At 61.9% G+C, this 24,036-nt stretch carries 21 protein-coding genes and 1 tRNA gene; 3 read left to right on the top strand and 19 right to left on the bottom strand.

Annotation, left to right across the window (positions count from 1 at the left end; genetic code table 11):
• Nucleotides 1–12 precede the first annotated feature (12 nt).
• Nucleotides 13–1,731, bottom strand: a complete 1,719-nt coding sequence (locus RPG13_RS23760; RefSeq protein ID WP_095483492.1) for a GH32 C-terminal domain-containing protein — start codon at nucleotides 1,729–1,731, stop codon at nucleotides 13–15.
• 323 nt (nucleotides 1,732–2,054) lie between these two features.
• Here RPG13_RS23760 and RPG13_RS23765 point away from each other — a divergent pair, with 323 nt between their 5' ends.
• Nucleotides 2,055–2,966, top strand: coding sequence for a dihydrodipicolinate synthase family protein (locus tag RPG13_RS23765; protein ID WP_095483460.1), 912 nt, complete (start codon nucleotides 2,055–2,057; stop codon nucleotides 2,964–2,966).
• Nucleotides 2,967–3,414: 448 nt separating this feature from the next.
• Here RPG13_RS23765 and RPG13_RS23770 read toward each other — a convergent pair whose 3' ends face one another.
• From RPG13_RS23770 to RPG13_RS23780, 3 genes are read right to left on the bottom strand one after another with little or no spacing between them, the layout of a single operon-like run.
• Nucleotides 3,415–4,704 carry a TRAP transporter large permease gene (locus RPG13_RS23770; RefSeq protein ID WP_095483458.1) on the bottom strand — a complete coding sequence of 430 codons (1,290 nt, stop codon included), beginning with the start codon at nucleotides 4,702–4,704 and terminating at the stop codon, nucleotides 3,415–3,417.
• 10 nt (nucleotides 4,705–4,714) lie between these two features.
• Entirely contained in the window at nucleotides 4,715–5,242 is a 528-nt protein-coding gene (locus RPG13_RS23775; RefSeq protein WP_095483457.1) for a TRAP transporter small permease, read from the bottom strand.
• Between the two features lie 45 nt (nucleotides 5,243–5,287).
• Nucleotides 5,288–6,343, bottom strand: coding sequence for a TRAP transporter substrate-binding protein (locus RPG13_RS23780; protein WP_095483456.1), 1,056 nt, complete (start codon nucleotides 6,341–6,343; stop codon nucleotides 5,288–5,290).
• Between the two features lie 219 nt (nucleotides 6,344–6,562).
• On the opposite strand from RPG13_RS23780, the gene RPG13_RS23785 reads away from it, so the two are divergent.
• The gene (locus RPG13_RS23785; RefSeq protein ID WP_158302514.1) at nucleotides 6,563–7,381 is read left to right on the top strand and encodes a methyltransferase domain-containing protein; all 819 of its coding nucleotides are present in this window, start codon (nucleotides 6,563–6,565) and stop codon (nucleotides 7,379–7,381) included.
• 193 nt (nucleotides 7,382–7,574) lie between these two features.
• Here RPG13_RS23785 and RPG13_RS23790 read toward each other — a convergent pair.
• Nucleotides 7,575–7,659, bottom strand: a tRNA-Leu gene (locus RPG13_RS23790).
• A 282-nt stretch (nucleotides 7,660–7,941) separates the two neighbouring features.
• On the opposite strand from RPG13_RS23790, the gene lipB reads away from it, so the two are divergent.
• Nucleotides 7,942–8,685, top strand: a complete 744-nt coding sequence (lipB, locus tag RPG13_RS23795; RefSeq protein WP_337126137.1) for a lipoyl(octanoyl) transferase LipB — start codon at nucleotides 7,942–7,944, stop codon at nucleotides 8,683–8,685.
• A 399-nt stretch (nucleotides 8,686–9,084) separates the two neighbouring features.
• Here the strand turns inward: lipB and RPG13_RS23800 are convergent, their stop codons facing one another.
• From RPG13_RS23800 to nuoH, 14 genes are all read right to left on the bottom strand, one after another.
• Nucleotides 9,085–9,768, bottom strand: coding sequence for an ABC transporter ATP-binding protein (locus RPG13_RS23800; RefSeq protein ID WP_185928275.1), 684 nt, complete (start codon nucleotides 9,766–9,768; stop codon nucleotides 9,085–9,087).
• A complete protein-coding gene (locus RPG13_RS23805; protein WP_337126139.1) occupies nucleotides 9,765–11,051 on the bottom strand; it encodes a lipoprotein-releasing ABC transporter permease subunit in 1,287 nt (428 codons plus the stop codon). The genes RPG13_RS23800 and RPG13_RS23805 overlap by 4 nt, the downstream gene beginning before the upstream one ends.
• On the bottom strand, nucleotides 11,048–12,376 hold the full coding sequence (gene proS, locus RPG13_RS23810) for a proline--tRNA ligase (protein WP_337126141.1): 1,329 nt from the start codon (nucleotides 12,374–12,376) through the stop codon (nucleotides 11,048–11,050). Before proS ends, RPG13_RS23805 begins: the two co-directional genes overlap by 4 nt.
• Before the next feature lie 628 nt (nucleotides 12,377–13,004).
• A complete protein-coding gene (locus tag RPG13_RS23815; protein ID WP_095483450.1) occupies nucleotides 13,005–13,289 on the bottom strand; it encodes a DUF1467 family protein in 285 nt (94 codons plus the stop codon).
• Nucleotides 13,286–13,690, bottom strand: a complete 405-nt coding sequence (gene mce / locus RPG13_RS23820) for a methylmalonyl-CoA epimerase (protein WP_095483449.1) — start codon at nucleotides 13,688–13,690, stop codon at nucleotides 13,286–13,288. Before mce ends, RPG13_RS23815 begins: the two co-directional genes overlap by 4 nt.
• Before the next feature lie 154 nt (nucleotides 13,691–13,844).
• Entirely contained in the window at nucleotides 13,845–15,515 is a 1,671-nt protein-coding gene (locus RPG13_RS23825; RefSeq protein WP_127204826.1) for a ribonuclease J, read from the bottom strand.
• A gap of 50 nt (nucleotides 15,516–15,565) precedes the next feature.
• Nucleotides 15,566–16,387, bottom strand: coding sequence for a biotin--[acetyl-CoA-carboxylase] ligase (locus tag RPG13_RS23830; protein WP_128285459.1), 822 nt, complete (start codon nucleotides 16,385–16,387; stop codon nucleotides 15,566–15,568).
• A gap of 4 nt (nucleotides 16,388–16,391) precedes the next feature.
• Nucleotides 16,392–17,828, bottom strand: coding sequence for an NADH-quinone oxidoreductase subunit NuoN (nuoN, locus tag RPG13_RS23835; RefSeq protein ID WP_095483446.1), 1,437 nt, complete (start codon nucleotides 17,826–17,828; stop codon nucleotides 16,392–16,394).
• 18 nt (nucleotides 17,829–17,846) lie between these two features.
• Complete coding sequence (locus tag RPG13_RS23840; RefSeq protein ID WP_127204824.1) at nucleotides 17,847–19,352, bottom strand: NADH-quinone oxidoreductase subunit M; 1,506 nt, start codon at nucleotides 19,350–19,352, stop codon at nucleotides 17,847–17,849.
• Complete coding sequence (nuoL, locus tag RPG13_RS23845; protein ID WP_337126146.1) at nucleotides 19,352–21,325, bottom strand: NADH-quinone oxidoreductase subunit L; 1,974 nt, start codon at nucleotides 21,323–21,325, stop codon at nucleotides 19,352–19,354. Before nuoL ends, RPG13_RS23840 begins: the two co-directional genes overlap by 1 nt.
• Nucleotides 21,326–21,336: 11 nt before the next feature.
• Nucleotides 21,337–21,645: an NADH-quinone oxidoreductase subunit NuoK gene (gene nuoK / locus RPG13_RS23850; protein ID WP_095483443.1), complete on the bottom strand. Its 309-nt coding sequence runs from the start codon at nucleotides 21,643–21,645 to the stop codon at nucleotides 21,337–21,339.
• Between the two features lies 1 nt (nucleotide 21,646).
• Nucleotides 21,647–22,267: an NADH-quinone oxidoreductase subunit J gene (locus RPG13_RS23855; RefSeq protein WP_292623910.1), complete on the bottom strand. Its 621-nt coding sequence runs from the start codon at nucleotides 22,265–22,267 to the stop codon at nucleotides 21,647–21,649.
• Between the two features lie 232 nt (nucleotides 22,268–22,499).
• Nucleotides 22,500–22,991: an NADH-quinone oxidoreductase subunit NuoI gene (gene nuoI, locus RPG13_RS23860; protein ID WP_095483441.1), complete on the bottom strand. Its 492-nt coding sequence runs from the start codon at nucleotides 22,989–22,991 to the stop codon at nucleotides 22,500–22,502.
• The gene (gene nuoH / locus RPG13_RS23865; RefSeq protein ID WP_095483491.1) at nucleotides 22,991–24,034 is read right to left on the bottom strand and encodes an NADH-quinone oxidoreductase subunit NuoH; all 1,044 of its coding nucleotides are present in this window, start codon (nucleotides 24,032–24,034) and stop codon (nucleotides 22,991–22,993) included. Before nuoH ends, nuoI begins: the two co-directional genes overlap by 1 nt.
• Between the last annotated feature and the right edge of the window lie 2 nt (nucleotides 24,035–24,036).

Raw genomic sequence — 24,036 nt, forward strand, 5'->3', positions numbered from 1 at the left:
AGGATCTCCTTGTCAGGGTTTGAGCGCCCATACCGTCGCGTGCAGAACGGCACCCGCTTCGGCGATGAGACGTGCGGATTGTATCGGCTCAAAACCACTGATCCGTTTCGTGCCAGCCCAACGACCGCGATCGGCGAACACCTCGATCGATCCGTAGTCGAGGAATATCCGCAGCCGTTTTGGACGGGCTCCCTTGGCGATATAGTGAGGAGATTCCGCCGCGTCGTCTCCATGACAGATGGCAAGCCCGTCGTCGTCGACGACAACGTCGAGGCGGACAGTTGGATGCTCGAGCTTCAGGTGGAAATGGACACCCGGTTTTTCCAACTCGAACAGGATTTCGACGGCGCCATTGATAAAGCTTACCTGCTCTCCGGCTGCAAGGCGTGTTCGGTCCAGAATATGGCTCCGCAGGCTCTCGGCAGCTCCGATGGGCGGGGTATGCAACTCGCCTGCAGACAGGTGGATATTGCGAGGCAGCGTCATGGCGGTGGGGAAATCGATCGCCGGTCCGGTGTCGGCCCAGTTGGCAAGCCAGCCTATACCGACAATGGCATCACCGTCGACGAAGGCCTGGAAGGCGTAATTATCCGCCCCGAAGTCCAGTTCCTGTTCGAATTCCTTGGCAAAAGTCTGTCCATCGAACCAGCCTACAATGGCCATTGTCAGGTTCTTGCGCCGGGTGGACTGGTCCTCACTGTTCATCAACCCGAGAATTAGAACCCAGCGCGTCGCGGGATCGGTCGCAGGCCCGTCGAGCGGCAGCAGACAGGGACATTCGATCGCCGTCGTCCGATAGTGTTTCTCGACCAGAAGCTTGCCGATATACGTCCAGCCGCTGGCCGCCGTATGGTCATGGGTTTCGTAGAGCAGGACAACGCCGCCTTCGCTGCTCTGGCTGCCCAGCAGCATTTTCCAAAGGCCATCCGGCCCCCTGAACACGTATGGGTCGCGAAAATCCGCTGTCAGTCCCTCGTCAAGCGGGCGGTATGGCAGGATGACGTCCGCATTTCCCGCCATGATGAGGTCGCTGGAAGTGGCAGTGAGTTGGATTTGCTGTTCTGGGATGCGGTCCTGTACCTGCTCGGTAAAAAAGACGCGAATGCCCGGGCCATCGGCAAGCGGGACTGCCGAGCCGGAATACGCACCGCCCCGTCTGTCGGGCCGTGCGGTAAGATCTTCCGATGGGAACAGGAAGATAGGCATGTGGCGCCACCGCAAATAATCCGAAGATACGGCGTGTCCCCAATGCATCGTGTTCCACCGAAGACCATGGGAATAATGCTGATAAAAGAGATGTGGGCGACCTCCAAACCGGCCAAAGCCGTTGGGATCGTTCATCCAGCCGAACGGCGGACGAAAATGATAGCTGTCAGGGATGTTCGGCGGCGCATTTCCCGGATTGGTGTGGATAACTGTAATACCTGTCTCCAGCACGTCGGCCAACGCGAACCAGTAGGCAACCGACACCGAGGTTTGATCCGTGTCGTAATCCAGTTCGACGCTGCCACCGCCGAAGACGTGAAAAATCCTGAATTCATACTCTTCGGCGTTCGTAACGCTTACCTCGCCGAATTTGCCACGGACATTGGAAAAAGACAGCGAGCCCGGAACGTCCGGCTTGGTCGCCTTGAGCCAGATATGGAACGTGGCGTTGACTGGCAGGTCGGCATGCAGGCTTCGAATGGTGTCCCTTCCCGCAATCCTTACCTGGACCTGGCTGTCACTCATGAAGATGGCTCCGTTCCGTGCGGCGTTCCCGGACAGATAGAGTATCAAACCCGGTTTTCGACCTGGAAATGCGTTGCAGAAGGTTAAAGCTGTATCTTCACTTTGGCAAAGCCGTCCGGATCGATGGTCTTCGACGTCCATCCGCCGCACGGATCGGCGCCAGCATCGGTCTCAGCCTCCTTTGGCGAGGCACGGGAATATCAAAAAAATGCGTGCTAAAAACCACGTTCTACGAAATCTTCGCGCCCGCCCGTCCGGACCAGCTGCCGGGTTGGGTCGGACGTCGGCCCGCTACGCTGAAAGCTGAATTTTAGGAGAATCTCATGGCCATCGGTCCTGACACCAAAAGTGTCTACACCATTGCCCCGACGCCGTTCGAGGCGGATGGCAAGATCGACTGGGAATCACTCGATTCGATGGTCGATTTTTACGAGCGCTGCGGCGTCGATGGGATGACCATCCTCGGCATCATGGGCGAGGCCCCGAAGCTCGACGCCGGCGAATCGCTCGAGATCGTCAAACGCATCGTGGCGCGCACCAAGCTGCCGGTCATCGTCGGCGTCTCCGCACCCGGCTTCGCCGCAATGCGCAGCCTTGCGCGTGCCTCGATGGAGGTCGGCGCCCAGGGCGTGATGATTGCGCCGCAGCCATCGCTGCGCACCGACGACCAGATCGTCACCTATTTCCGCAACGCATCCGAAGCGGTCGGCGAGGATGTTCCTTTCGTCCTGCAGGACTATCCGCTGACCCTCTCGGTCGTCATGACGCCGGCTGTCATCCGCCGCATTGTCACCGACAACCCGGCCTGCTTCATGCTCAAGCACGAGGACTGGCCGGGCCTGGAGAAGATCAGCGCGCTGCGCGGCTTCCAGAAGGACGGCTCGCTGCGCCCGCTGTCCATCCTCACCGGTAATGGCGGCCTCTTCCTCGACTTCGAGATGGAGCGCGGCGCCGACGGTGCGATGACTGGCTATGCTTTCCCCGATATGCTGGTCGACGTGGTGAAACTGTCTGCCGCCGGCGAGCGCGACAAGGCGCACGATCTTTTCGACGCCCACCTGCCCTATCTGCGCTATGAGCAGCAACCCGGTGTGGGCCTTGCGGTGCGCAAATATGTGATGATGAAGCGCGGTGCCATCGCGTCCGACGCCCAGCGCAAGCCGGGCAGCGCGTTGTCGGCGGCGGCCAGACAAGAGGTAGACTACCTGCTTTCGCGGCTGGAAAGCCGCGTCTAGCTTTCGTCTTCGGCTTTGCCGATCTTCTTTGGACACATCGATGTTGTCCCTCCCGGCTGGTTGGGAAAAACGGATGTCGAACTGGGTCAGCGGCCGGACCGCTGATAGCCGGCGTGTTTTCTGCGCGAGCCGTAGCGCTTCTCGTAAAGCGGTCGCAGCAGCGACTGAATGTCAGGATCGGACACGCGCCTGCCTGTGGTTCTTGCCGAGTTCTTGATTCGCCTCATCCGTCCATCGAGGGCTCGGCGCACTTCGTGCGGAAAGATGCCGTTTCGATACATCGCGCTCTCCTGATTGACGAAAATGTTGGGCCTGATTGACGAAAATGTTGGGCGCGATAGTCGAAGAGCCGCACTACGGAATGATTTCAAGGAGGAGGAATTTGATTACAGTTGTAGCAACGGAGGAAGAGTGGCGATCCGCCGTTCCGGAACGGCTCAGCCTATGATCAGCGCATTGTCGCCGGCAACCACAGGGCAATCTGCGGGAAGATGATCAGCAGCACTGTCGTCACGACGAGCGCAATCGTCAGGATGCTGGTGCCCTTGTATACCCTCGTCAGGTCGGCTCCCGCGGTCGTCCCAACGACGAACGCGACGAGGCCGACCGGCGGGAAGACAAGCCCCATGGCGACCATCATCATGGAAACGACGCCGAACCAGATCGGATCGAAGCCGAGCGAAGTGATGAGCGGGAACGTCAGTTGCAATGTCAGAAGCAGCAGCGGGATCTCGTCCATGAACATGCTGATGACGAAGTAGACCGCCAAAATGCCGATGATCACCATCCAGCGATTGAGATCCATCGCGGTCACCAACGCGACGATCTCCTGCGGAATGCGGCTGAGCGTCATGTAGTGGCCGAATAAGGTCGCGCCGATCAGGATCAGGAAAATCATGGCGGAGGTGCGAATCGTCGATTTCAGCGCCTCCAGCACGCCATGCGCCGACAGCCCGCCAAGTGCGACGCCGATCACGCCCGCCACCAACGCGCCGACCACGCCCACCTCGGTCGGAGTAGCGATCCCGAGGTAGAGCAGCGCGATCACGATGACGATGAGCAACAGGCTCGGCCACACGCGCGCGAGGCTTGCCCAGCGCTCCCTGGCGGGAACGCGATAGGTCTGAGGCGCATGCGACGGGCTGATCGTGACCCAGAGATAGATCGTCAATGCCAGCAGGATGCCGATCAGAATGCCAGGCATGATGCCGGCGATCAGCAGCTTGCCGACGGAAGTCTGTGTGGCAAACCCGTAGATCACCATGGCGACGCTTGGCGGGATCAGGATGTCGAGCGTAGCACCGACGCCGATCGCGCCGGCGGCAAGTTCTTCGGAATAGCCGTGCCGGCGCATCTCCGGCATGGCGATGTTCGACATTACCGAGGCCGCGGCGACGCTTGCACCTGACATCGCGCCGAACACCCCGCAGGAGAACACGGTGGCGATAGCGAGCCCACCTGGGATGAGCGACAACCAATTGCTCGCCGCGGAGTAAAGGTCGCGCGCGAGCCCGCTCGAAGCCGAGAAATAGGCCATCAGGATGAACATCGGGATCGTCGTGAGGCCATAGTCCGCCACCGTATCGAACGGCGTCAGGGCGACGATGCCCAGCATCTTGGCGAGATCGCCGGTCACCACATAAATGCCCAGCATGCCCGACGCGGCAAGCGCGACCGCGATCGGCACGCCGAGCAGCAGAAGCGCGACCAGTGCGACTAAGGGAAGCGCGGTGACCATCGGCTAGCGTTCACGACGCGGCGGGCCGGTCACGACGCGGCGAGCCGGTCAGGATTGCCAGCGCAAGAATGAGGAAGCCGAGCGGGGGCAGCAAATACGCCGGGCCGACCGGAATCGGCAGCGCGCTCAGCTTCGTGGGCTCGAAGAGCGAGCGGTATGCCTGCTGCACGGTCGCCGCCGCGAATACGAGGCAGCACAATATGGCGACGATGTATGCGAGGTGATCAGCAATCGATCGCGGCAACGGCGAAAGCCGATCCACCAGAAAGGTCACCCGGATGAAGGCTCCGCCTCGAAATGCGGAAGGCAGGCCGAGAAAGATTGCCGCGGTCATCAAGTATTTCTCGGTGAGCTCGTAGGCGATCAGGATCGGGCTGTTCAAAAAATAACGACAGACGGCATCGGCGCTGGTCAGCAGCATCATGATGGCGGTCGCAGTGACGGCGGCGTAAACGAGCATGAACTCGCAACGCCGCTGCCATTTCTCGATTCGTCCAAGAACGGTCATGTCTTGGGATGGTGGCATCGTGTCGGACATCGGCTTTTCGTTGAGGCGTCATCTCGCTCTGAGAACCGCCGAACATCAGTCGTTCAACATCTCGATGGTGGCTTCAAGAATCTGTCGGGCCTCCTTGTGGCCTTTGGCTTCCATTTTTTTGACCCAAGCGTCCCACAGCGGCTGAGCGGCGACCTTGTTCCAGCGCACCACCTCCTCCGTCGGCATCGCGTAGCGGATCATCTCGCGGTTTTCCGCCTCGGCCCCGTCGAGGGCTGCCTGCTCGGCTGCGTCGAAGAAGTTCCTGCCCCATAATTTCGAACCTTCGAGGCCGCTGACGCTCATGATGGCGTTGCGGATATCCATGGGCAGGCTGTCCCATTTCTGTTTGTTGGCGCACAGCGAGCCGTACACGGCAGAGAGCGGCGCGATCGTGTAGTATTTCGCGACCTCGTAGAGCCGGAAGGCATTCACCGCCTCCCAAGGCGCTCCCATGCCGTCGACCACGCCCTTGTCGAGGGCCTGGTAGACATCCGGCATCGGGACCAGTGTCGGCACGGCGCCCAGCGCCTTCATCTGCTCGGTCGGCGGTCCGCCGGTCACGCGTATCTTGAGGCCCTTCAAATCCTCCAGCGTCTTCACCTGTTTGCTGGTGGTGAGGATGAAGTACGGATGGCTCATCCACAGCGCCAGCGGCTGGGTCTCAGCGTATTCCTCCCGTATGGCGGGGAACCTTTCGTAGAGTTTCCACAACACTTCGCTGCCTTTCTCGGCGGACGTGATCGGCAGGCCAGGCAGGGTGATCACATCCGACAGCGGGGTGACGTCCGGCCAGTAGCCGTGGAAGCACCAGCCAATGTCGACGACGCCGGCGCGCACCGCGTTCCACGTCTCCGTCCCTTTCACCATGGTCTGCCCCGGATAGTGCTCGATCTTCACGCGGCCTTTGGTTGCTTCCTCGATCTTCTTGATCCAGGGCTGCATCGCGTGGACGGAGCCCCAGGCGGTCGGCGGATTCTGATCGGCCACTGTCAGTGTCACTTCCTGCGCGGGTGCCGCTGCGGTCAGGGCAAGCACAGTGCCCACGATCCCGATCGCCGAGAGAAGGTTTCTGACGACATCCCATGACTGCTGATAGATCATCCCTCGCGCTCCGCTACTCTCATGTCATGAATGGCGCTGTCTCGTAGAATTGCGCTACAGAATGATTTCAGCGAAACGGAATTTGGTTACGTCTGTAACAGCGGGGACCGTCGTTGTTGATCGGCGGCGCCGCCATATGGCAATTTGCTGTGGAAGGAGGCGGGCGGCTTGGCACCGATGCTGGCCAAACGGCAGCGTCAACAGCAATTGGGGAGACCCATGGCCAACGCTGAGGAACTCCGGAGCTACATCATCAAGGGTGGCGAGGAAGGGCGGTCGCGGCTCGCCCTCATCTCGCGCGTGCTGGCGCCGGCAACCCGAGCGCTTCTCGATCGCTTCGAACCGCTGAACGGAATGTTGGCGCTGGACGCCGGTTGCGGCGGCGGTGACGTCAGCTTCGAGTTGGCGGCTCGGGTCGGTTCAAACGGCCGCGTCGTCGGATTCGATCTCGACGAAGAGAAGCTGGCGGCGGCCCGCGAAGAGGCAGCCAACCGCAGCCTCGCCAATGTCGCGTTTCACAAGGCCAGCGTGCTCGATCCATGGCCAATCTCGGGCGCCGCGTTGGTCTATATCCGGTTCGTTCTCACGCATCTCGCGAGCCCGGAGGAAGTGCTGGCGAGAGCAAGGGCGGCGCTGGCGCCGGGCGGCGTCTTGATCGTCGAGGATATCGACTATGCCGGCCAGTTCTGCGATCCGCCTTGTCCAGCCGTCGATCGCTATAGCGAGCTCTTTGTCGCGACGCTCAAGGCGCGTGGCGGCGACCCGTTCATCGGGCGCAGGCTGGTCCGCCTTCTGGAAAGCGCGGGCTTTGCTAGTGTCGACTCCGGCCTCGTCCAACCCTTCGGGCGAAGCCGCGACATCAAACAGACCACATCGCTCACCATGGCGGCGATCGCCGGAGCCGTCGCAGCATCGGGCATCGCCACCGCCGAAGAGGTCGACCACGTGACGCGCGAGATCAAATCCTTTGCCGACCGGTCGGACACGACCATATCCCTCCCACGCATCTTTCAGGCGTGGGGGCGAATGACGTACTGACAGATACATTGCCTTCCGGCAACGGCCTTGCCGTATGACGGCTTTGGGTCAAACCACGCGGTTAGTGCGCGGCTTACCGCGCGCCCAAACCGCCCGCAGTTTCGCGCAGTGTTTCAGTTTGCATGAACAGTCTTGGGAAGAACTGCAAGGAAACAGAAATTGCGAGGTAGAATAATAGCTTATTGGATAAAGCTGGTGCGGTCGAGAAGACTCGAACTTCCACGGGTTGCCCCACAGCGACCTCAACGCTGCGCGTCTACCAATTCCGCCACGACCGCACGTGGTAGGAGCCGAAACGAACCGGCTCGCGGCGTGTAGCAAATCGTTTCCGGCGAAACAAGGGCGCGTCGCGCAATAATTGCCCGGGCTTCGGCATAACCCTTCAAAGAGCTGGAACGCGCCCGGAACTGGACGTTTCGCCCGATTGCCGCCATATGTGAGGCTAATGCATGTCGCCCAAAAGTGCGCAGCGGTTTTGGGACAACGATATGCATAAAACAAAAATCTAAAGCGTGCCCACGGTTCCCTTCAAACGCGACGCGCTTTAGACGAGACACGCCATGACAGAACGCAGCAAGATCGCCACGTCGTTCCTGCCCCTGCCCGGTTCGGCGCCGGTCGAATGGCGGATCGAACCCGGCCTCACCGCCTATCCGGATGCGCTTGCCGTGATGGAGGCGCGTGCCGAAGCGATCCGAAGCGGCGCCGCCGGCGAGATGGTCTGGCTGGTCGAGCATCCGCCGCTCTACACCGCCGGCACCAGCGCCCGCATCGAGGACCTGATCGAGCCGAACCGTTTCCCGGTGTTCGCGGCCGGGCGCGGCGGCGAGTACACCTATCATGGGCCGGGCCAGCGGGTCGCTTATGTGATGCTCGACTTGAAGCGGCGACGCGAGGATGTCCGCGCCTTCGTTGCCGCGCTTGAACAATGGATCATCGGCACGCTCGCCGCCTTCAACGTGCGCGGCGAACGACGCGAGGACCGCGTCGGCGTCTGGGTGGTGCGACCGGATCGCCCCACCCTGGCAGACGGATCGCCGGCCGAGGACAAGATCGCTGCCATCGGCATCAGGCTGAGGCGCTGGGTGAGCTTTCACGGCATCGCCATCAATGTCGAGCCCGATCTCAGCCACTTCAGCGGCATCGTGCCGTGCGGCGTGCAGGATCACGGCGTGACCAGCCTCGTCGACCTCGGCCTTCCCCTAGGGATGGCCGACCTCGATCTCGCGCTGAAATCCGCATTCGAGGATGTCTTCGGACCGGCGGCGCCTTTGATTGTCGAAACCGCCCGCAAGGCTGGCTGACAGCGCTGAACCACCGAACTCCGACGCTGCCCCTCCCCCCGTGAAGAACGGGGCACGCTGCCTCACATCGCTCCGATCCAGATTGCCATGGAAACGAGAAACGTGCTCATGCACACCAGCGACACGACATCCTGAACAAGACCGGTCATAACGCTCTCCTGTTTTCAGTATGTTCGTATTTTGTTCTAATTTTGTTCGAATGTCAACGACCGCAATCCGAGCGTGTCGCGAAATTCCGGGCGCTCAGTTCGGCAGGGTTAAGAAAAGGTTGCGAGCCGGATTTCCGCCGTTTTCGGCGCTGGTTGCGTGTGGCGAAAATGCAGCCGGACAGCATGCTGATAGTCAGTCGCCAAGTGTGGAGATTCAGGTCAGGCCGGCATCACCTGAATATCGATACACCTAAAGCGGAACAACCTTGCCGTCGGCCAGCGTGACACGACGGTCCATGCGCGAGGCAAGCTCGTGATTGTGGGTGGCGATCAGCGCCGCCAGGCCCGATTGCCGGACCAGCGCGCTCAGCGCCTCGAACACATAAGAGGCGGTGACCGGGTCTAGGTTGCCGGTCGGCTCGTCTGCCAGCAGCACCAGCGGCGCATTGGCGACGGCGCGCGCGATGGCGACGCGCTGCTGCTCGCCGCCGGACAATTCCGAGGGGCGATGCTGCGCGCGCTTGCCGATCTGCATGTAGTCGAGCAGTTGCGCCGAACGCTCGGCAGCCTCCTTGCGCGTCAGCCCTTTTATCAGCTGCGGCATCATGATGTTTTCCAGCGCCGTGAACTCCGGCAGCAGGTGATGGAACTGATAGACGAAGCCGACATCGTTGCGGCGGATCGCCGTGCGCTCGTCGTCGGAAAGCCGCCCGCAGGCGCGGCCGGCCAGAATGACATCGCCGGCGTCTGGCCGCTCCAGCAGTCCGGCGGTGTGCAGCAGCGTCGATTTGCCGGTGCCCGAAGGCGCCACCAGCGCCACGATCTCGCCGCGCTTCAGCGAAAAATCGGCGCCATTGAGGATCGTCAGCTTGCGCGGGCCCTGGACATAGTGCCGCTCGACGCTCTTCAGCTCGATAATGGCCTCGGCCATCATTCGTACCTCAGCGCTTCGACGGGATCGAGCCTGGCCGCGCGCCATGCCGGAAACAGCGTCGCCAGGAACGACAGCACCAGCGCCATGAGCACCACCGAGATCGTCTCGCTGGCGTCCATGCGGGCAGGCAGTTGGCTGAGGAAATAGAGCTCGGGATTGAACAGTCTCTCGCCGGCCAGCCAGGAGAAGAACTGGCGGATTCGCTCGACGTTCAGGCAGATGACGACGCCGAGCAGCACGCCGGCGATGGTGCCCACCACGCCGATCGCCGCGCCCGTCATCAGGAAGATGCGCAGGATCGCTCCGCGCGTGGCACCCATGGTGCGCAGGATCGCGATGTCGTGGCCCTTGTCCTTCACCAGCATGATCAGGCCCGAAATGATGTTGAGCGCCGCCACCAGCACAATCAGCGTCAGGATCATGAACATGACGTTGCGCTCCACTTGCAGCGCATCGAAGAATGTCCTGTTGCGTTCTCGCCAGTCGACCATGGTGATCGGCCGCTGCGACGCCTCCTCGATCTTCGGCTTCAGCGAGTCGACATTGTCGGGATTGTCGACATAGAGCTCGATCGTCTGGGCCCGGCCATCCATGTTGAAATAGAGCTGCGCTTCCGAAAACGGCATGTAGACGATGGAACTATCATATTCCGACATGCCGACCTCGAAGATCGCCGTGACCGGATAGCCCTTCATGCGCGGCGTCGTGCCGAGCGGCGTCACATCGCCGTCGGGCGCGATCAGCGTGATGGTGTCGCCGAGCACAAGACCGAGATTCTCGGCCATGCGGCTGCCGATGGCGACGCCCTCGCTTGTGTCGAAGCCGGCGATCGAACCCTGCTTGATATTGTCGGCGACGATCGAAATCTTGCCCAGATCCTCGCCGCGTATGCCGCGAACCAGCGCCCCTGACCCGCCGCCGACATTGCCTTGCGCCAGCACTTGCCCGTCGATCAGCGGAATGGCGTATTTGACGCCGGGCACGCCGTTGATGCGGTCGGCAACCTGCGCATAGTCCTCCAGCGGCATGTCGAGCGGCTGCACGATCAGATGGCCGTTGACGCCGAGAATGCGCGTCAGGAGCTCGGCGCGAAACCCGTTCATGACGGCCATCACGACGATCAACGTGGCAACGCCCAGCATGATGCCGAGGAAAGAGATCGAGGCGATGACGGAGATCACCGTCTCCTTGCGGCGCGAACGCAGATAGCGCCACGCGACCATGCGTTCGAAAACGGAAAAAGCTCCGGCGGCCGGGGGTTTCGCTACTGCCGCTTCGCTCATGCTGCAGAACCGAAGCGTTTCTTTACCTCGGCGATCGGCAGCGTCTCACGCTCGCCGGTCTTGCGGTTCTTGATCTCGATCTCGCCGGCGGCCACGCCGCGCGGCCCGACGATCACCTGCCACGGCAGGCCGATCAGGTCGGCGGTGGCGAATTTGCCGCCCGGCCGCTGGTCGGTGTCGTCGTAGAGCACATCCTTGCCGACAGCGACAAACGCTGCATGGAGTTCATCGCAGACGCGGTCGCACTCGGCGTCACCGGCCTTCATGTTGATCAGGCCGATGTCGAAAGGCGCCACCGCCTCCGGCCAGATGATGCCGTTGTCGTCATGGCTGGCCTCAATGATCGCCGCAACCAGCCGCGTCGGGCCGATGCCGTAGGAACCCCCGGAGGCAAAATGATCCTTGCCGTCGGGCCCGGTCACCTTGGCGCCCATCGGCTTCGAATATTTGTCGCCGAAATGGAAGATGTGGCCGACCTCGATGCCGCGCGCCGAGACCCTGTCGCTTGTCGCAACCTTCTCCCACGCCGCCTCGTCGTGCATCTCGTCGGTCGCGGCATAGGGCGTCGTCCATGTCTTGACGATGTCGCCGATCGCGGCATCGTTAGAGAAGTCCGTGTCCGCGCCCGGCACATCAAGCGCGAGATAATCGCGATGGCAATAGACCTGGCTCTCGCCGGTGTCGGCCAGGATGATGAATTCGTGGCTGAGGTCGCCGCCGATCGGCCCGGTGTCGGCACGCATCGGGATCGCCTGCAGCCCCATGCGCGTGAACGTCCTGAGGTAGGACACGAACATCCTGTTATAGGCCGCCTTGGCGCTTTCGAAGTCGAGATCGAAGGAATAGGCGTCCTTCATCAGGAACTCTCTGCTGCGCATGACGCCGAAGCGCGGCCGCACCTCGTCGCGGAACTTCCACTGGATGTGATAGAGATTGAGCGGCAGATCCTTGTACGACTTCACATAGGCGCGGAAAATCTCGGTGACCATCTCCTCGTTGGTCGGCCCATAGAGCATGTCCCGATCTTGCCGGTCCTTGATGCGCAGCATCTCCTTGCCATAATCGTCATAGCGGCCGCTTTCGCGCCACAGCTCGGCGGACTGGATGGTCGGCATCAGGATCTCGAGCGCGCCGGCGCGGTTCTGCTCCTCGCGAATGATCCGGCAGACCTTGTCCAGCACCCTTTTGCCGAGCGGCAGCCAGGAAAAACTGCCTTGCCCCTGCTGGCGGATCATGCCGGCGCGTAGCATCAGCCGGTGCGAGACGATTTCGGCCTCGCGCGGGTTTTCTTTGAGGATAGGCAGGAAATAGCGCGACAAACGCATGGACTGGTCCGTGAGAGAGAGTTACCGCACCGGAATCGGCGCAGCGCTGGGCTTGCTTGCCCCGGCTTCATAGCCATTTCATGACGGAATGGAAACCCGCCCCCCAAGCGCCGCAAAGGGTGCCGCAGTGCCGCATCCGCCTTGCTGGTCGTTTCGCAAGCAACGCTTGCCACACTATTGTGCAGTGCAGCACGAGATTGCCTATTTCCAGGCAAAATTCTGCGTGACATTTTCACCCGCCTTGGTCTAATGTGCCCCGATAACCGAGAGGGCGGAAAGAAATCTGCCCTCCTACGCGGTCAAAGTCTTGGGAGGATGCGATCTAGGCGCGGTTACTCGCTGCCGCCGGACACCGGAAACAGATCGGACGCGTTTAAATTGCAAGGCCTTGTGCCTTGCATTTTTTTTGTGCAATCATTTGGTTAGCACGACGTACTGCCAAATCGCTTTATCCAGACGTGTCGCCCGAAGGTGCGCGGCCGCTAAAGCAAGAAATTGACGCGCGTAAATATTAATCCCTTGGAGCGCGTGGCGCCCTCGCGGCAGCAAAACAAATCCGGAAGCCGGCTTTGTTTTGCCCCCATCGGCGCTCGCGTTCAGGGCGACGAATAGTGCGTCGCCGGTTATGCTAACTCTTGGGGCTCTGGCTAAAATCCGGCACGATGTGCGGGATATCGTCGATGCCGAGGCCGAGCCCCCTCGTGATGCCATAGAAGATGCCAAGAAGAACCATCGTGACGATCGTCGTCCGCAGCACGGCGCGCAGCATATGCGGTCCGCGAGGCGCGCTATGTACAGTGCCCAGCGTCACGTCCTGATCCTCGTCCTGCGTCCTCATGCTGAACGGCAGGACGGCGAACAGCACCACCCACCATGTGATGAAGAACAGGGCGATAAACGAAACCCAGCTCATGCTTGCTCCAGTTCGACCAGCGTGCCGAAGAAATCCTTGGGATGCAGGAACAGCACCGGCTTGCCATGCGCGCCGGTCTTCGGGTTGCCGTCGCCCAGGACGCGGGCGCCGCTGGCCTTGAGGTGATCACGCGCGGCAAGAATGTCGTCAACCTCATAACAGACATGATGCATGCCGCCCGAGGGGTTCTTCTCGAGGAATGCCGCGATCGGCGAACCCTCGCCGAGCGGCTCCAGCAATTCGATCTTGGTGTTGCCGACATCGACGAACACCACCGTCACGCCATGTTCCGGCAGCGCCTGCGGTGCGGTCACCCGAGCGCCGAGCGTGTCGCGATAGGCCGCTGTCGCCGCGGCAAGATCCGGCACGGCAAGCGCGACATGGTTCAGGCGTCCGAGCATAGGGTGCTCCGAAAGTTAGGGGAGTAGGGGAATAAGGCAGTAGGGGAGTAGGGAAAAAGACATTGAGGCGTGCGAGCTTTTTTGCTCTTCCCTACTCCCATACTGCCCCACTCCCCTACTCCCCTACTCCCCTACTCCCCTACTCCCTTGTTCGTCACCGCGTGACGAACACTGTCACCAGCGGCTTCTTGCCCCAGGCTTCGTTGGCGGCGCCGCGGACGGCGCGGCGCACCGCCTCCTGCACGAGGTCGAGGTCTTTTCGGCGCTGACGGGGGATGGAGTCCACGGCGCCGATTGCCGCATCGATCATCAGGTCTTCCAGGCTCTCGCCGCGCGCATCGGCCTCGGCGACGCCGATGGCGACCAGGTCGGGATCGCCGGCGAGCTCATATTTGTCGTCGAGCACGACATTGACCGCGACATGGCCGGCGAAGGACAGCTTGCGCCGGTCGCGAATGCCCATTGCCTGGTCGGTGCCGATCAGCCTGCCGTCCTTGTAGATGCGGCCGAACGGCACCTGGTCGATGATCGTGGCAGCACCTGGATAGAGCCGCAGCATGTCGCCGTCGCGCACCTGCGCCACCTGGCCGATGCCCGACGTTGACATCAGCGAGCCCTGCGCCACCAGATGCGCCGCCTCGCCATGCACGGGAACGCCGATCTGCGGCCGCACCCATTCATACATCTTGCGCAACTCGCTGCGGCGTGGATGGCCGGAGACATGCACCAGCGCATCGCCGTCCTCGATGATCTTGATGCCGAGATCGATCAGGCGGTTCTTGATCTCGAGTATCCCCTTCTCGTTGCCGGGAATGGTGCGCGAGGAAAACACCACCGTGTCGCCTGCTGTCAGCGACACCGATTTCATCTCGTCGCGCGACAGTTTTGCCAATGCCGCCAGCGGCTCGCCCTGGCTGCCGGTGCAGATGATGACGAGGTTTTCGCGCGGGATGAAGCCAAAATCCTCCTCGGCGATGAATTCGGGCAGCCCGTCCATGTAGCCGAGCTCACCGGCAACATCGATGACGCGCTTCAGCGAGCGGCCAAGCACCAGGCACTGGCGGCCGGCATCCCTAGCCGCCTTGGCAATGGAGACGATGCGCCCGACATTGGAGGAAAAAGTGGTGACCGCGACACGGCCCTTGGCGCTCTGGATGACGCCCTTGAGGCCCTCGCCCACCGCCACTTCGGACGGCGACTCCCCTTCCCGCAGCGCATTGGTGGAATCACAGATCAGCGCCAGCACGCCCTTGTCGCCATAGGCGCGGAAGCGGGCCTCGTCGGTCATCGGTCCGATCGTCGGCGCCGGATCGATCTTCCAGTCGCCGGTGTGGATGACGGTGCCGGCCGGCGAGGTGATCGCCAGCGACATCGGTTCAGGAATAGAATGCGCGACGGGAATCGCCTCGATCTCGAACGGGCCGATGGTGAATTTTTCGCCGGCCCGGTAGATCGTCAACGGGATCTTCGGTGCGCCCTGCTCGCCTTGCCGCTTGGCTTCCAGCAATCCGGCGCCGAAGGGCGTCATCCAGACCGGCGCCTTGAGCTTCGGCCATGTGTCGAGCAGCGCGCCGTAATGGTCCTCATGCGCGTGCGTGATGACGATGCCGCGCAGATTGGCGATGTTCTCCTCGATGAAGCGCGTGTCGGGCAGCACCAGGTCGACGCCAGGCAGGCTGGCATCGGGAAAGGTGACGCCGACATCGACGACAATCCATTCGCGCGCATTGGCCGGGCCGTAGCCATAGAGGGCGAAGTTCATGCCGATCTCGCCGACGCCGCCGAGCGGCACGAAGACGAGTTCGGCGTTTTCAGCTTTCGCCATGATCTTTCCTTTCCTGGCCGGTCAAACCAGGCCCGTCTAATCTAGGCCCGTCAAACCTGAGCCGACGCGACCGCGCCAAAATGCACATCGCCGGCGGCGATCGTCAGAACCGAACCCTCATCGTCGCGGATCACGAAACGGCAGTCCTCGTCAATGGTCTCGAACGTGCCGCGCACCACATTACCGTCAATTCTGACAGCAACCTGCCCGCCAAGCCCTGCCGCGCGCGCCAGCCAGCGCTGCCTGACGGCGGAAAGCCCGCGCCCCTCATTCCACAGCCGCGCATTCTCGCTCCAGGCATCCGACAGCGCCAGAAACAATGTCTCGGCATCGCAAGCAGCACCCAGCGCGCTAAGCGATGTCGCGGGATATGGCAAATCGTTGGGATAAGCCACAACATTGACACCGATGCCCACCGCCACCGCGAAGCGATCGCCTTCGAGTATCGCCGATTCCAGCAGGATGCCGGCAAGCTTGGCGCCGGAGGCGAGCACATCGTTCGGCCATTTGAGCTCGAAACGGTTCTTCCCATCGCTGCCGCCGTCGAGGCCGATTGCGATCCTGCCCTTCGGCACGACGGCGTCGAGCGCATCGGCCAGCGCCAGCCCGGCGACGAAGCCGAGCGTCGCGGCAAGGCGAAGCTCGGCGTTGGTGACGACAAGCAGCGTCGCCGCCAGATTGCCCTCGGGCGTCGCCCAGACCCGGCCGCGCCGGCCACGCCCGCTTTCCTGTTTTTTTGAAACGACCCAGAGCTTTCCCGGGTCCCCGGCCCGCGCATGATCCAGCGCCAGCGCATTGGTGGAACCGACCGTGTCATGTGCCTCGAGCCGGAACCCTTCCGAGGCCGCTGTTGGAGCCAGCCGAAATGCCATCGCGTCAGAAAAATGTCTTGGCGGCGGCTTCGGCATAGGTGCCGATCGGCCCGCCGATCAGCACGTAGAACAGCACGAAGGCGCCGCAGACGCCGAGCACGACGCGAAGCTCGGTCGCCATCGGCACAAAGCCGCCGACCGGTTCGTCGAACCACATGATCTTGATGATGCGCAGATAATAATAGGCGCCCACCACCGAGGCCAGCACGCCGATGATCGCCAGTGCGTAGAGGTTGGCGTTGATGGCGGCGAGGAACACGTACCACTTCCCCCAGAAGCCGGCGAGCGGCGGGATGCCGGCCAGAGAGAACATCAGGATGGTCAGGATCGTCGCCATGATCGGATTGGTCGACGACAGGCCGGCGAGATCGCTGATCTGCTCGACATTGCCTTCCTTGCGCCGCATGGCGAGGATGAAGGCGAAGGTGCCGAGCGTCATCACCAGATAGATCAGCATATAGATGGCGACGCCGCGCACGCCGGCCTGGCTGTTGGCGGCGAGACCGACCAGTGCGTAGCCCATATGGCCGATCGAGGAATAGGCCATCAGGCGCTTGATATTGGTCTGGCCGATGGCCGCGAAGGCGCCCAGCGCCATCGAGGCGATCGAGATGAAGACGATGATCTGCTGCCAGTCGGCGGCGATCGGCTTGAACGCGCCCATGGTGACGCGCACGATCAGCGCCATCGCCGCCATCTTCGGCGCCGCAGCGAGGAAGGCCGTCACCGGCGTCGGCGCGCCTTCATAGACGTCGGGCGTCCACATGTGGAACGGCACCGCCGATATCTTGAAGGCGAGGCCGGCCAGCACGAAGACCAGGCCGAAGACGAGGCCAAGCTGCCGCTCGCCGCCGCCCAACGCCGTGGCGATTTCCTGGAACCCGGTGTTGCCGGTGTAGCCATAGACGAGGCTGATGCCGTAAAGCAGCATGCCCGACGACAGCGCGCCGAGGACGAAATACTTCAACCCCGCCTCGGTCGAGCGCAGATTGTCCCGGTTGATCGCCGCCAGCACGTAGATCGCCAGCGACTGCAATTCGAGGCCGAGATAAAGCCCGATCATGCCGTTGGCCGAGATCATCAGCATCATGCCGAGCGTGCACAGCAGGATCAGCACCGGATATTCGAACTTGTCGAAATGCTCCGCCTTGGCGAAGCGCATCGACATGACCAGTGTCACCGCCGACCCGATCAGCGCCAGCACCTTCATGAAGCGGGCGAAGGGATCCTGGACGAAGGCTTCGCCGTAGGCGTAGCCCTGCCCGGTGGAAAAGATCGTCCAGACGCCGGCAACCACCAGGACGGCGACGGCAAGGCCGCTCACCGTTGTGGTGGTGTTGGCGCGCGAATAGGCGCCGAGCATCAGGAGCGCCAGGGCGCCGATGGCAAGGATCAGCTCTGGTGTCGAGAGCGACAGGCTGGAGAGAAGGTCCGGCGTCATGGTTCGCAAACCTCTCAGTCAGTTCGCCGCCGCGGTCTGCGCGGTGTTGATGGATGCGGTGACATTGGTGACGAGCGCCTTGACCGATTCGGCCGTCGCGTCGAAGACCGGCGCCGGGTAGACGCCGAAGAAGATGACCAGCACGACCAGCGGATAGATGATCACCTTCTCGCGCGCCGACAGGTCAAGCAGGTTTTTCAAGCTGTCCTTGGTCAGCGCGCCGAAGATCACCCGGCGATAGAGCCAGAGCGCATAGGCCGCCGACAGGACGACGCCGGTGGCGGCGAAGAACGCCACCCAGGTGTTGACCCGGAACACGCCGAGCATGGTCAGGAACTCGCCAACGAAGCCGCTGGTGCCGGGCAGGCCGACATTGGCCATAGTGAAGATCATGAACACGGTGGCGTATTTCGGCATGTTGTTGACCAGCCCGCCATAGGCGTCGATGTCGCGCGTGTGCATGCGGTCGTAGATGACGCCGACGCAGAGGAACAGCGCGCCGGAGACCAGGCCGTGCGACAGCATCTGGAAGATCGCCCCCTGGACGCCTTCCTGGTTCATCGCGAAGATGCCCATGGTGACGAAGCCCATATGGGCAACCGACGAATAGGCGATCAGCTTCTTCATGTCCTCCTGCATCAGCGCCACCAGCGAGGTGTAGATGATGGCGACGACGGACAGCGCGAAGACCAACGGCGCGAACATCTCCGAGGCGATCGGAAACATCGGCAGCGAGAAGCGCAGGAAGCCGTATCCGCCCATCTTGAGCAGGATGGCGGCCAGGATCACCGAACCGGCCGTCGGCGCCTCGACATGGGCGTCCGGCAGCCAAGTATGCACCGGCCACATCGGCATCTTCACGGCAAACGACGCGAAGAAGGCAAGCCATAGCCATGTCTGCATGGTCGCCGGGAAGTTGTGCGTCAGCAGCGTCGGGATGTCAGTGGTGCCGGACTGGAAGAACATCGCCATGATGGCGAGCAGCATCAGCACCGAGCCGGCCAGCGTGTAGAGGAAGAACTTGAACGAGGCGTAGACGCGCCGCTTGCCGCCCCACACGCCGATGATGATGAACATCGGGATCAGGCCGGCTTCGAAGAAGACGTAGAACAAAACGATGTCGAGCGCGCAGAACACGCCGATCATCAGCGTCTCCAGCAACAGGAAGGCTATCATGTAGGCCTTGACGCGCTTCTCGATCGATTCCCACGAAGCCAGGATGCAGAGCGGCATCAGGAAGGTGGTCAGGATGACGAACAGCATGGAAATGCCGTCGACGCCCATATGGTACGAGATGCCGGAATCCAGCCAGGCAAACTTCTCGACAAACTGGAAGCCAGGCTCCGAATTGTCGAAGCCGGTCCAGATGAACAGCGAAATCACGAAGGTGAACGTGGTCGTCAACAGCGCGATGGCGCGGATGTTGCGGCGCGCATTCTCGCTGTCGTCGCGGACGAACAGGATGAGCAGCACACCAACCAGCGGCAGGAAGGTGACCAGCGACAGGATCGGCCAGGCGGTCATCAGAGCATCATCCAGGTGACGAGTGCGGCAACGCCGATCAGCATGGCGAAGGCGTAATGATAGAGGTAGCCGGTCTGCAGCTTGACGACCCGGTTGGTGACGTCGACGACGCGCGCCGAAATACCGTCCGGACCCAGCCCGTCGATTACGGTGCCGTCACCGGTCTTCCACAGGAAGTGGCCGAGGCGTTTTGCCGGCCGCACGAACAGGAGATCGAAAAGTTCGTCGAAATACCACTTGTTGAGCAGGAAGGCGTAGAGCCCGCGATGCTGCGCCGCCAAATTCTTCGGCATTTCCGGCGCGCGGATGTAGAATTGCCAGGCAATCACAAAGCCGATCAGCATGGCGATGAACGGCGCCAGCTTCACCCACAACGGCACTTCATGGATGTCGTGCAGGATGTGGTTTTCCGGCAGTGTGAACAGCGACGCCTTCCAGAACTCGGCATAGCCCTCGCCGATGAAGGCGCCATGGAAGATCACGCCGGCGAACAGCGCGCCCGCTGCCAGGATGAACAGCGGCACCAGCATGACCGGCGGCGATTCATGGACATGGTGCATCACCTCATGGCTCGCCCGCGGCTGGCCGTGGAAGGTCATGAAGATCAGCCGCCAGGAGTAGAAGCTGGTGAAGCAGGCGGCGACGACCAGCAGCACGAAGGCAAGGCCGGCGACCGGATTGTGCGCGGCAAAGGCGCTTTCGATGATCGCGTCCTTGGAGAAGAAGCCGGCGGTGCCGATGACCGTCACCGGAATGCCGACGCCGGTCAGCGCCAGCGTACCGATCACCATCATCCAGTAGGTCTTCGGAATGAGCGTCCGCAGGCCGCCCATATTGCGCATGTCCTGTTCGTCGGAGACGGCGTGGATCACCGAGCCGGAGCCGAGGAACAGCAGCGCCTTGAAGAAGGCATGCGTGAACAGATGGAAGATCGCCGCGCCATAGGCGCCGACGCCGAGCGCCACGAACATGTAGCCGAGCTGCGAGCAGGTCGAATAGGCGATGACGCGCTTGATGTCGTTCTGAACGAGGCCGACGGTCGCCGCGAAGAAGGCGGTGAAGGCGCCGATGAAGGTGACCACGATCAGCGCCGAATGCGACAGTTCGAACAGCGGCGACAGCCGCGCCAGCATGAACACGCCGGCCGTCACCATGGTGGCGGCATGGATTAGCGCCGAGACCGGCGTCGGGCCTTCCATGGCGTCCGGCAGCCAAGTGTGCAGCGGCACCTGTGCCGACTTGCCCATGGCGCCCATGAACAAAAGCAGGCAGACGACGGTCATTGCAGCCTGTTTATCGAGCGCATAGCCGAGGAAGGTCAGCACGGCAGCACCTTGCGGTGCGCCTTCGGCCGGAATGAACGTCGCCGCATTGGCGAAGATGGTGCCGAGATTGACCGAGCCGAACAGCACGAACACGCCGAAGATGCCGAGCGCAAAGCCGAAATCGCCGATGCGATTGACGACGAAGGCCTTGATCGCGGCGGCATTGGCCGACGGCTTCTTGTACCAGAAGCCGATCAGCAGGTAGGAGGCCAGGCCGACGCCTTCCCAGCCAAAGAACATCTGCACGAGGTTGTCGGCCGTTACCAGCATCAGCATGGCGAAGGTAAACAGCGACAGATAGGCGAAGAACCGCGGCCGGTTCGGGTCGTGATGCATGTAGCCGATCGAGTAGATGTGGACCAGCGCCGACACCGTGTTGACCACGACCAGCATCACCACCGTCAGCGTGTCGATCCTGAGCGCCCATGCGGCCTCTAACCCGCCCGACTGGATCCAGCGCATCACCGGCACGGTGAATACCTCGCCCTCGCCGAAGCCGACCGAGAAGAAGGCGACCCACGACAGCACGGCTGATATCACCAGGAAGCCGGAGGTGATGTATTCGGACGCCTTGGCGCCGAGCGACGTGCCGAACAGGCCGACGATCAGGAAGCCGAGCAGCGGAAGGAAGACGATGGCCTGATACATGGTGGTTTCCGTCAACCCTTCATCATGTTCACGTCTTCGACCGCGATCGAACCGCGGTTGCGGAAGAAGACGACGAGAATGGCGAGGCCGATCGCGGCTTCAGCCGCTGCGACCGTCAGCACGAACAACGCGAATACCTGTCCGACGAGATCGCCGAGCGCTGCCGAGAAGGCGACGAAATTGATGTTGACCGCGAGCAAGATCAACTCGATCGACATCAGGATGACGATGATGTTCCTGCGGTTGAGGAAAATGCCGAACACGCCGAGCGTGAACAGGATTGCCGATACGGTCAGAAAGTGTGCGATGCCGACGGTCATCTCAGATTCCTTCGCCCGTCTTGACCTTGCGGATTTCCATTCCAGTCGCCGGCGTGCGGCCGACCTGGGCAGCGATCGACTGCCGCTTGACGCCCGGTTTATGGCGCAGCGTCAGCACGATGGCGCCGATCATGGCGACCAGCAGTATGAGGCCCGCAATCTGGAAGTAATAGAGGTAGTCGGTATAGAGGATGTCGCCGAGCGCTGCCGTGTTCGAGCGCACGGCAAGGTCCGGAATGGGCTTTGAGACCGTCGCCGCCAGCTGCGGCGCGAACGTATAGCCGCCGAGCACGACAATCAGCTCCGCCGCCAGGATCAGCCCGACCAGCGCGCCGATCGGCGCGTATTGCAGGGCGCCTTCCTTCATTTCGGCGAAATCGACGTCGAGCATCATGACGACGAACAGGAACAGCACCATGACCGCGCCGACATAGACGACGAGCAGGATCATCGCCAGGAACTCGGCGCCGGTCAGCATGAACAGGCCGGCGGCGTTGAAGAAGGTCAGGATCAGGAACAGCACCGAATGCACGGGATTGCGCGCCGAAATGACCATGAACGCCGACGCCACCGCGACAAAGGCGAAGAGGTAGAAAAAGGCCGCCTCTAGTCCGTTCAGCATGGGTTCCCCCGGGTTTCTGTCCAAACAGGACGTTCGTCCTGTTCGATGTTTGCCACCGCCTCCGGTCGCAAGTTTCGTGTTCCTATCGCATGTTTCGATCGGGTTGAAAGACCCGGATCGAAAGAAAACATGCGACACTTTCAATTCCGGAGGATGATCTTGTCCGAAAAGTCTGCAACTTTTCGGGATCATCCTCTGAACGAGGCCGCTCGCCCCGTCCATGGGTCAAATGTCAGCGGTACGGCGCATCCAGCGAGAGGTTGCGCGCCAGTTCGCGCTCCCAGCGGTCGCCATTGGCCAGCAGCTTGTCCTTGTCGTAATAAAGTTCCTCGCGCGTCTCGGTCGCGAATTCGAAATTCGGCCCTTCGACAATGGCGTCGACCGGGCAGGCCTCCTGGCAGAAGCCGCAATAGATGCACTTCACCATATCGATGTCGTAGCGCACGGTGCGGCGCGTGCCGTCATTGCGGCGCGGGCCGGCCTCGATGGTGATGGCCTGCGCCGGGCAGATCGCCTCGCACAATTTGCAAGCGATGCAGCGTTCCTCGCCGTTCGGATAGCGGCGCAGCGCATGCTCGCCGCGGAAGCGCGGGCTCACCGGCCCCTTCTCGTGCGGATAGTTGATCGTCTCCTTCGGCGCGAAGAACTGGCGCATCGACAGGAAGAAGGCACTGACGAAATCCTGCAGGAGCAGCGACTTTGCGGCTTGGGCTAGAGCGGACATCACGCAAACCCCGTGATCTTGAGGAACGCGGCGACAATCACCACCATCGCCAGCGAGATCGGTAGGAAGACCTTCCAGCCAAGCCGCATCAGCTGGTCGTAGCGGTAGCGCGGCACGAAGGCCTTCACCATCGAGATCATGAAGAACACCAGGCAGACCTTGAGCACGAACCAGATCAGACCCGGCACCCAGGTGAAGGGAGCGAAGTCGAAGGGCGGCAGCCAGCCGCCGAGGAACAGGATGGTGGCCAGCGCGCACATCAGCACGATGGCGACATATTCGCCGAGGAAGAACAGCAGGAACGGCGTCGACGAATATTCGACCATATGGCCGGCGACGAGTTCCGATTCGGCTTCCACAAGGTCGAAGGGCGGACGGTTCGTCTCGGCCAGCGCCGAGATGAAGAAGATGACGAACATCGGGAACAGCGACAGCCAATGCCAGTCAAGGAAGGTGTTGGGCAGGCCAACCCGCGTCCCCAGCCCATCCTGCTGCGACAGCACGATATCGGACAGGTTGAGCGAGCCGACGCAAAGCAGCACGGTGACGATGACAAAGCCGATCGAGACTTCGTAGGACACCATCTGTGCCGCCGAGCGCAGCGCGCCGAGGAACGGATATTTCGAGTTGGACGCCCAGCCGCCCATGATCACGCCATAGACCTCGAGCGAGGAGATGGCGAAGACATAGAGGATGCCGACATTGACGTTGGCGATCGCCCAGCCCTCGTTGACCGGAATGACAGCCCAGGCCGAGATCGCCAGCACGGCCGACACCAGCGGCGCCAGGAGAAAAACGCCCTTGTTGGCGCCGGACGGAATCACCGGCTCCTTGAACACGAACTTCAGCAGGTCGGCGAAAGCCTGCAGCGTGCCCCATGGGCCGACGACGTTCGGGCCGCGGCGCAACTGCACCGCCGCCCAGATCTTGCGGTCCGCGTACAGGATGTAGGCGACGAAGATCAACAGCACGACGATCAGCACGACCGACTTCAACAGGATGATCAGCGCCGGCAGCACGTAGAAGGAGAAGAAGGTGTCCATGC

The organism is Mesorhizobium sp. ISC15, assembly GCF_037162615.1.
GTDB lineage: Bacteria > Pseudomonadota > Alphaproteobacteria > Rhizobiales > Rhizobiaceae > Mesorhizobium > Mesorhizobium mediterraneum.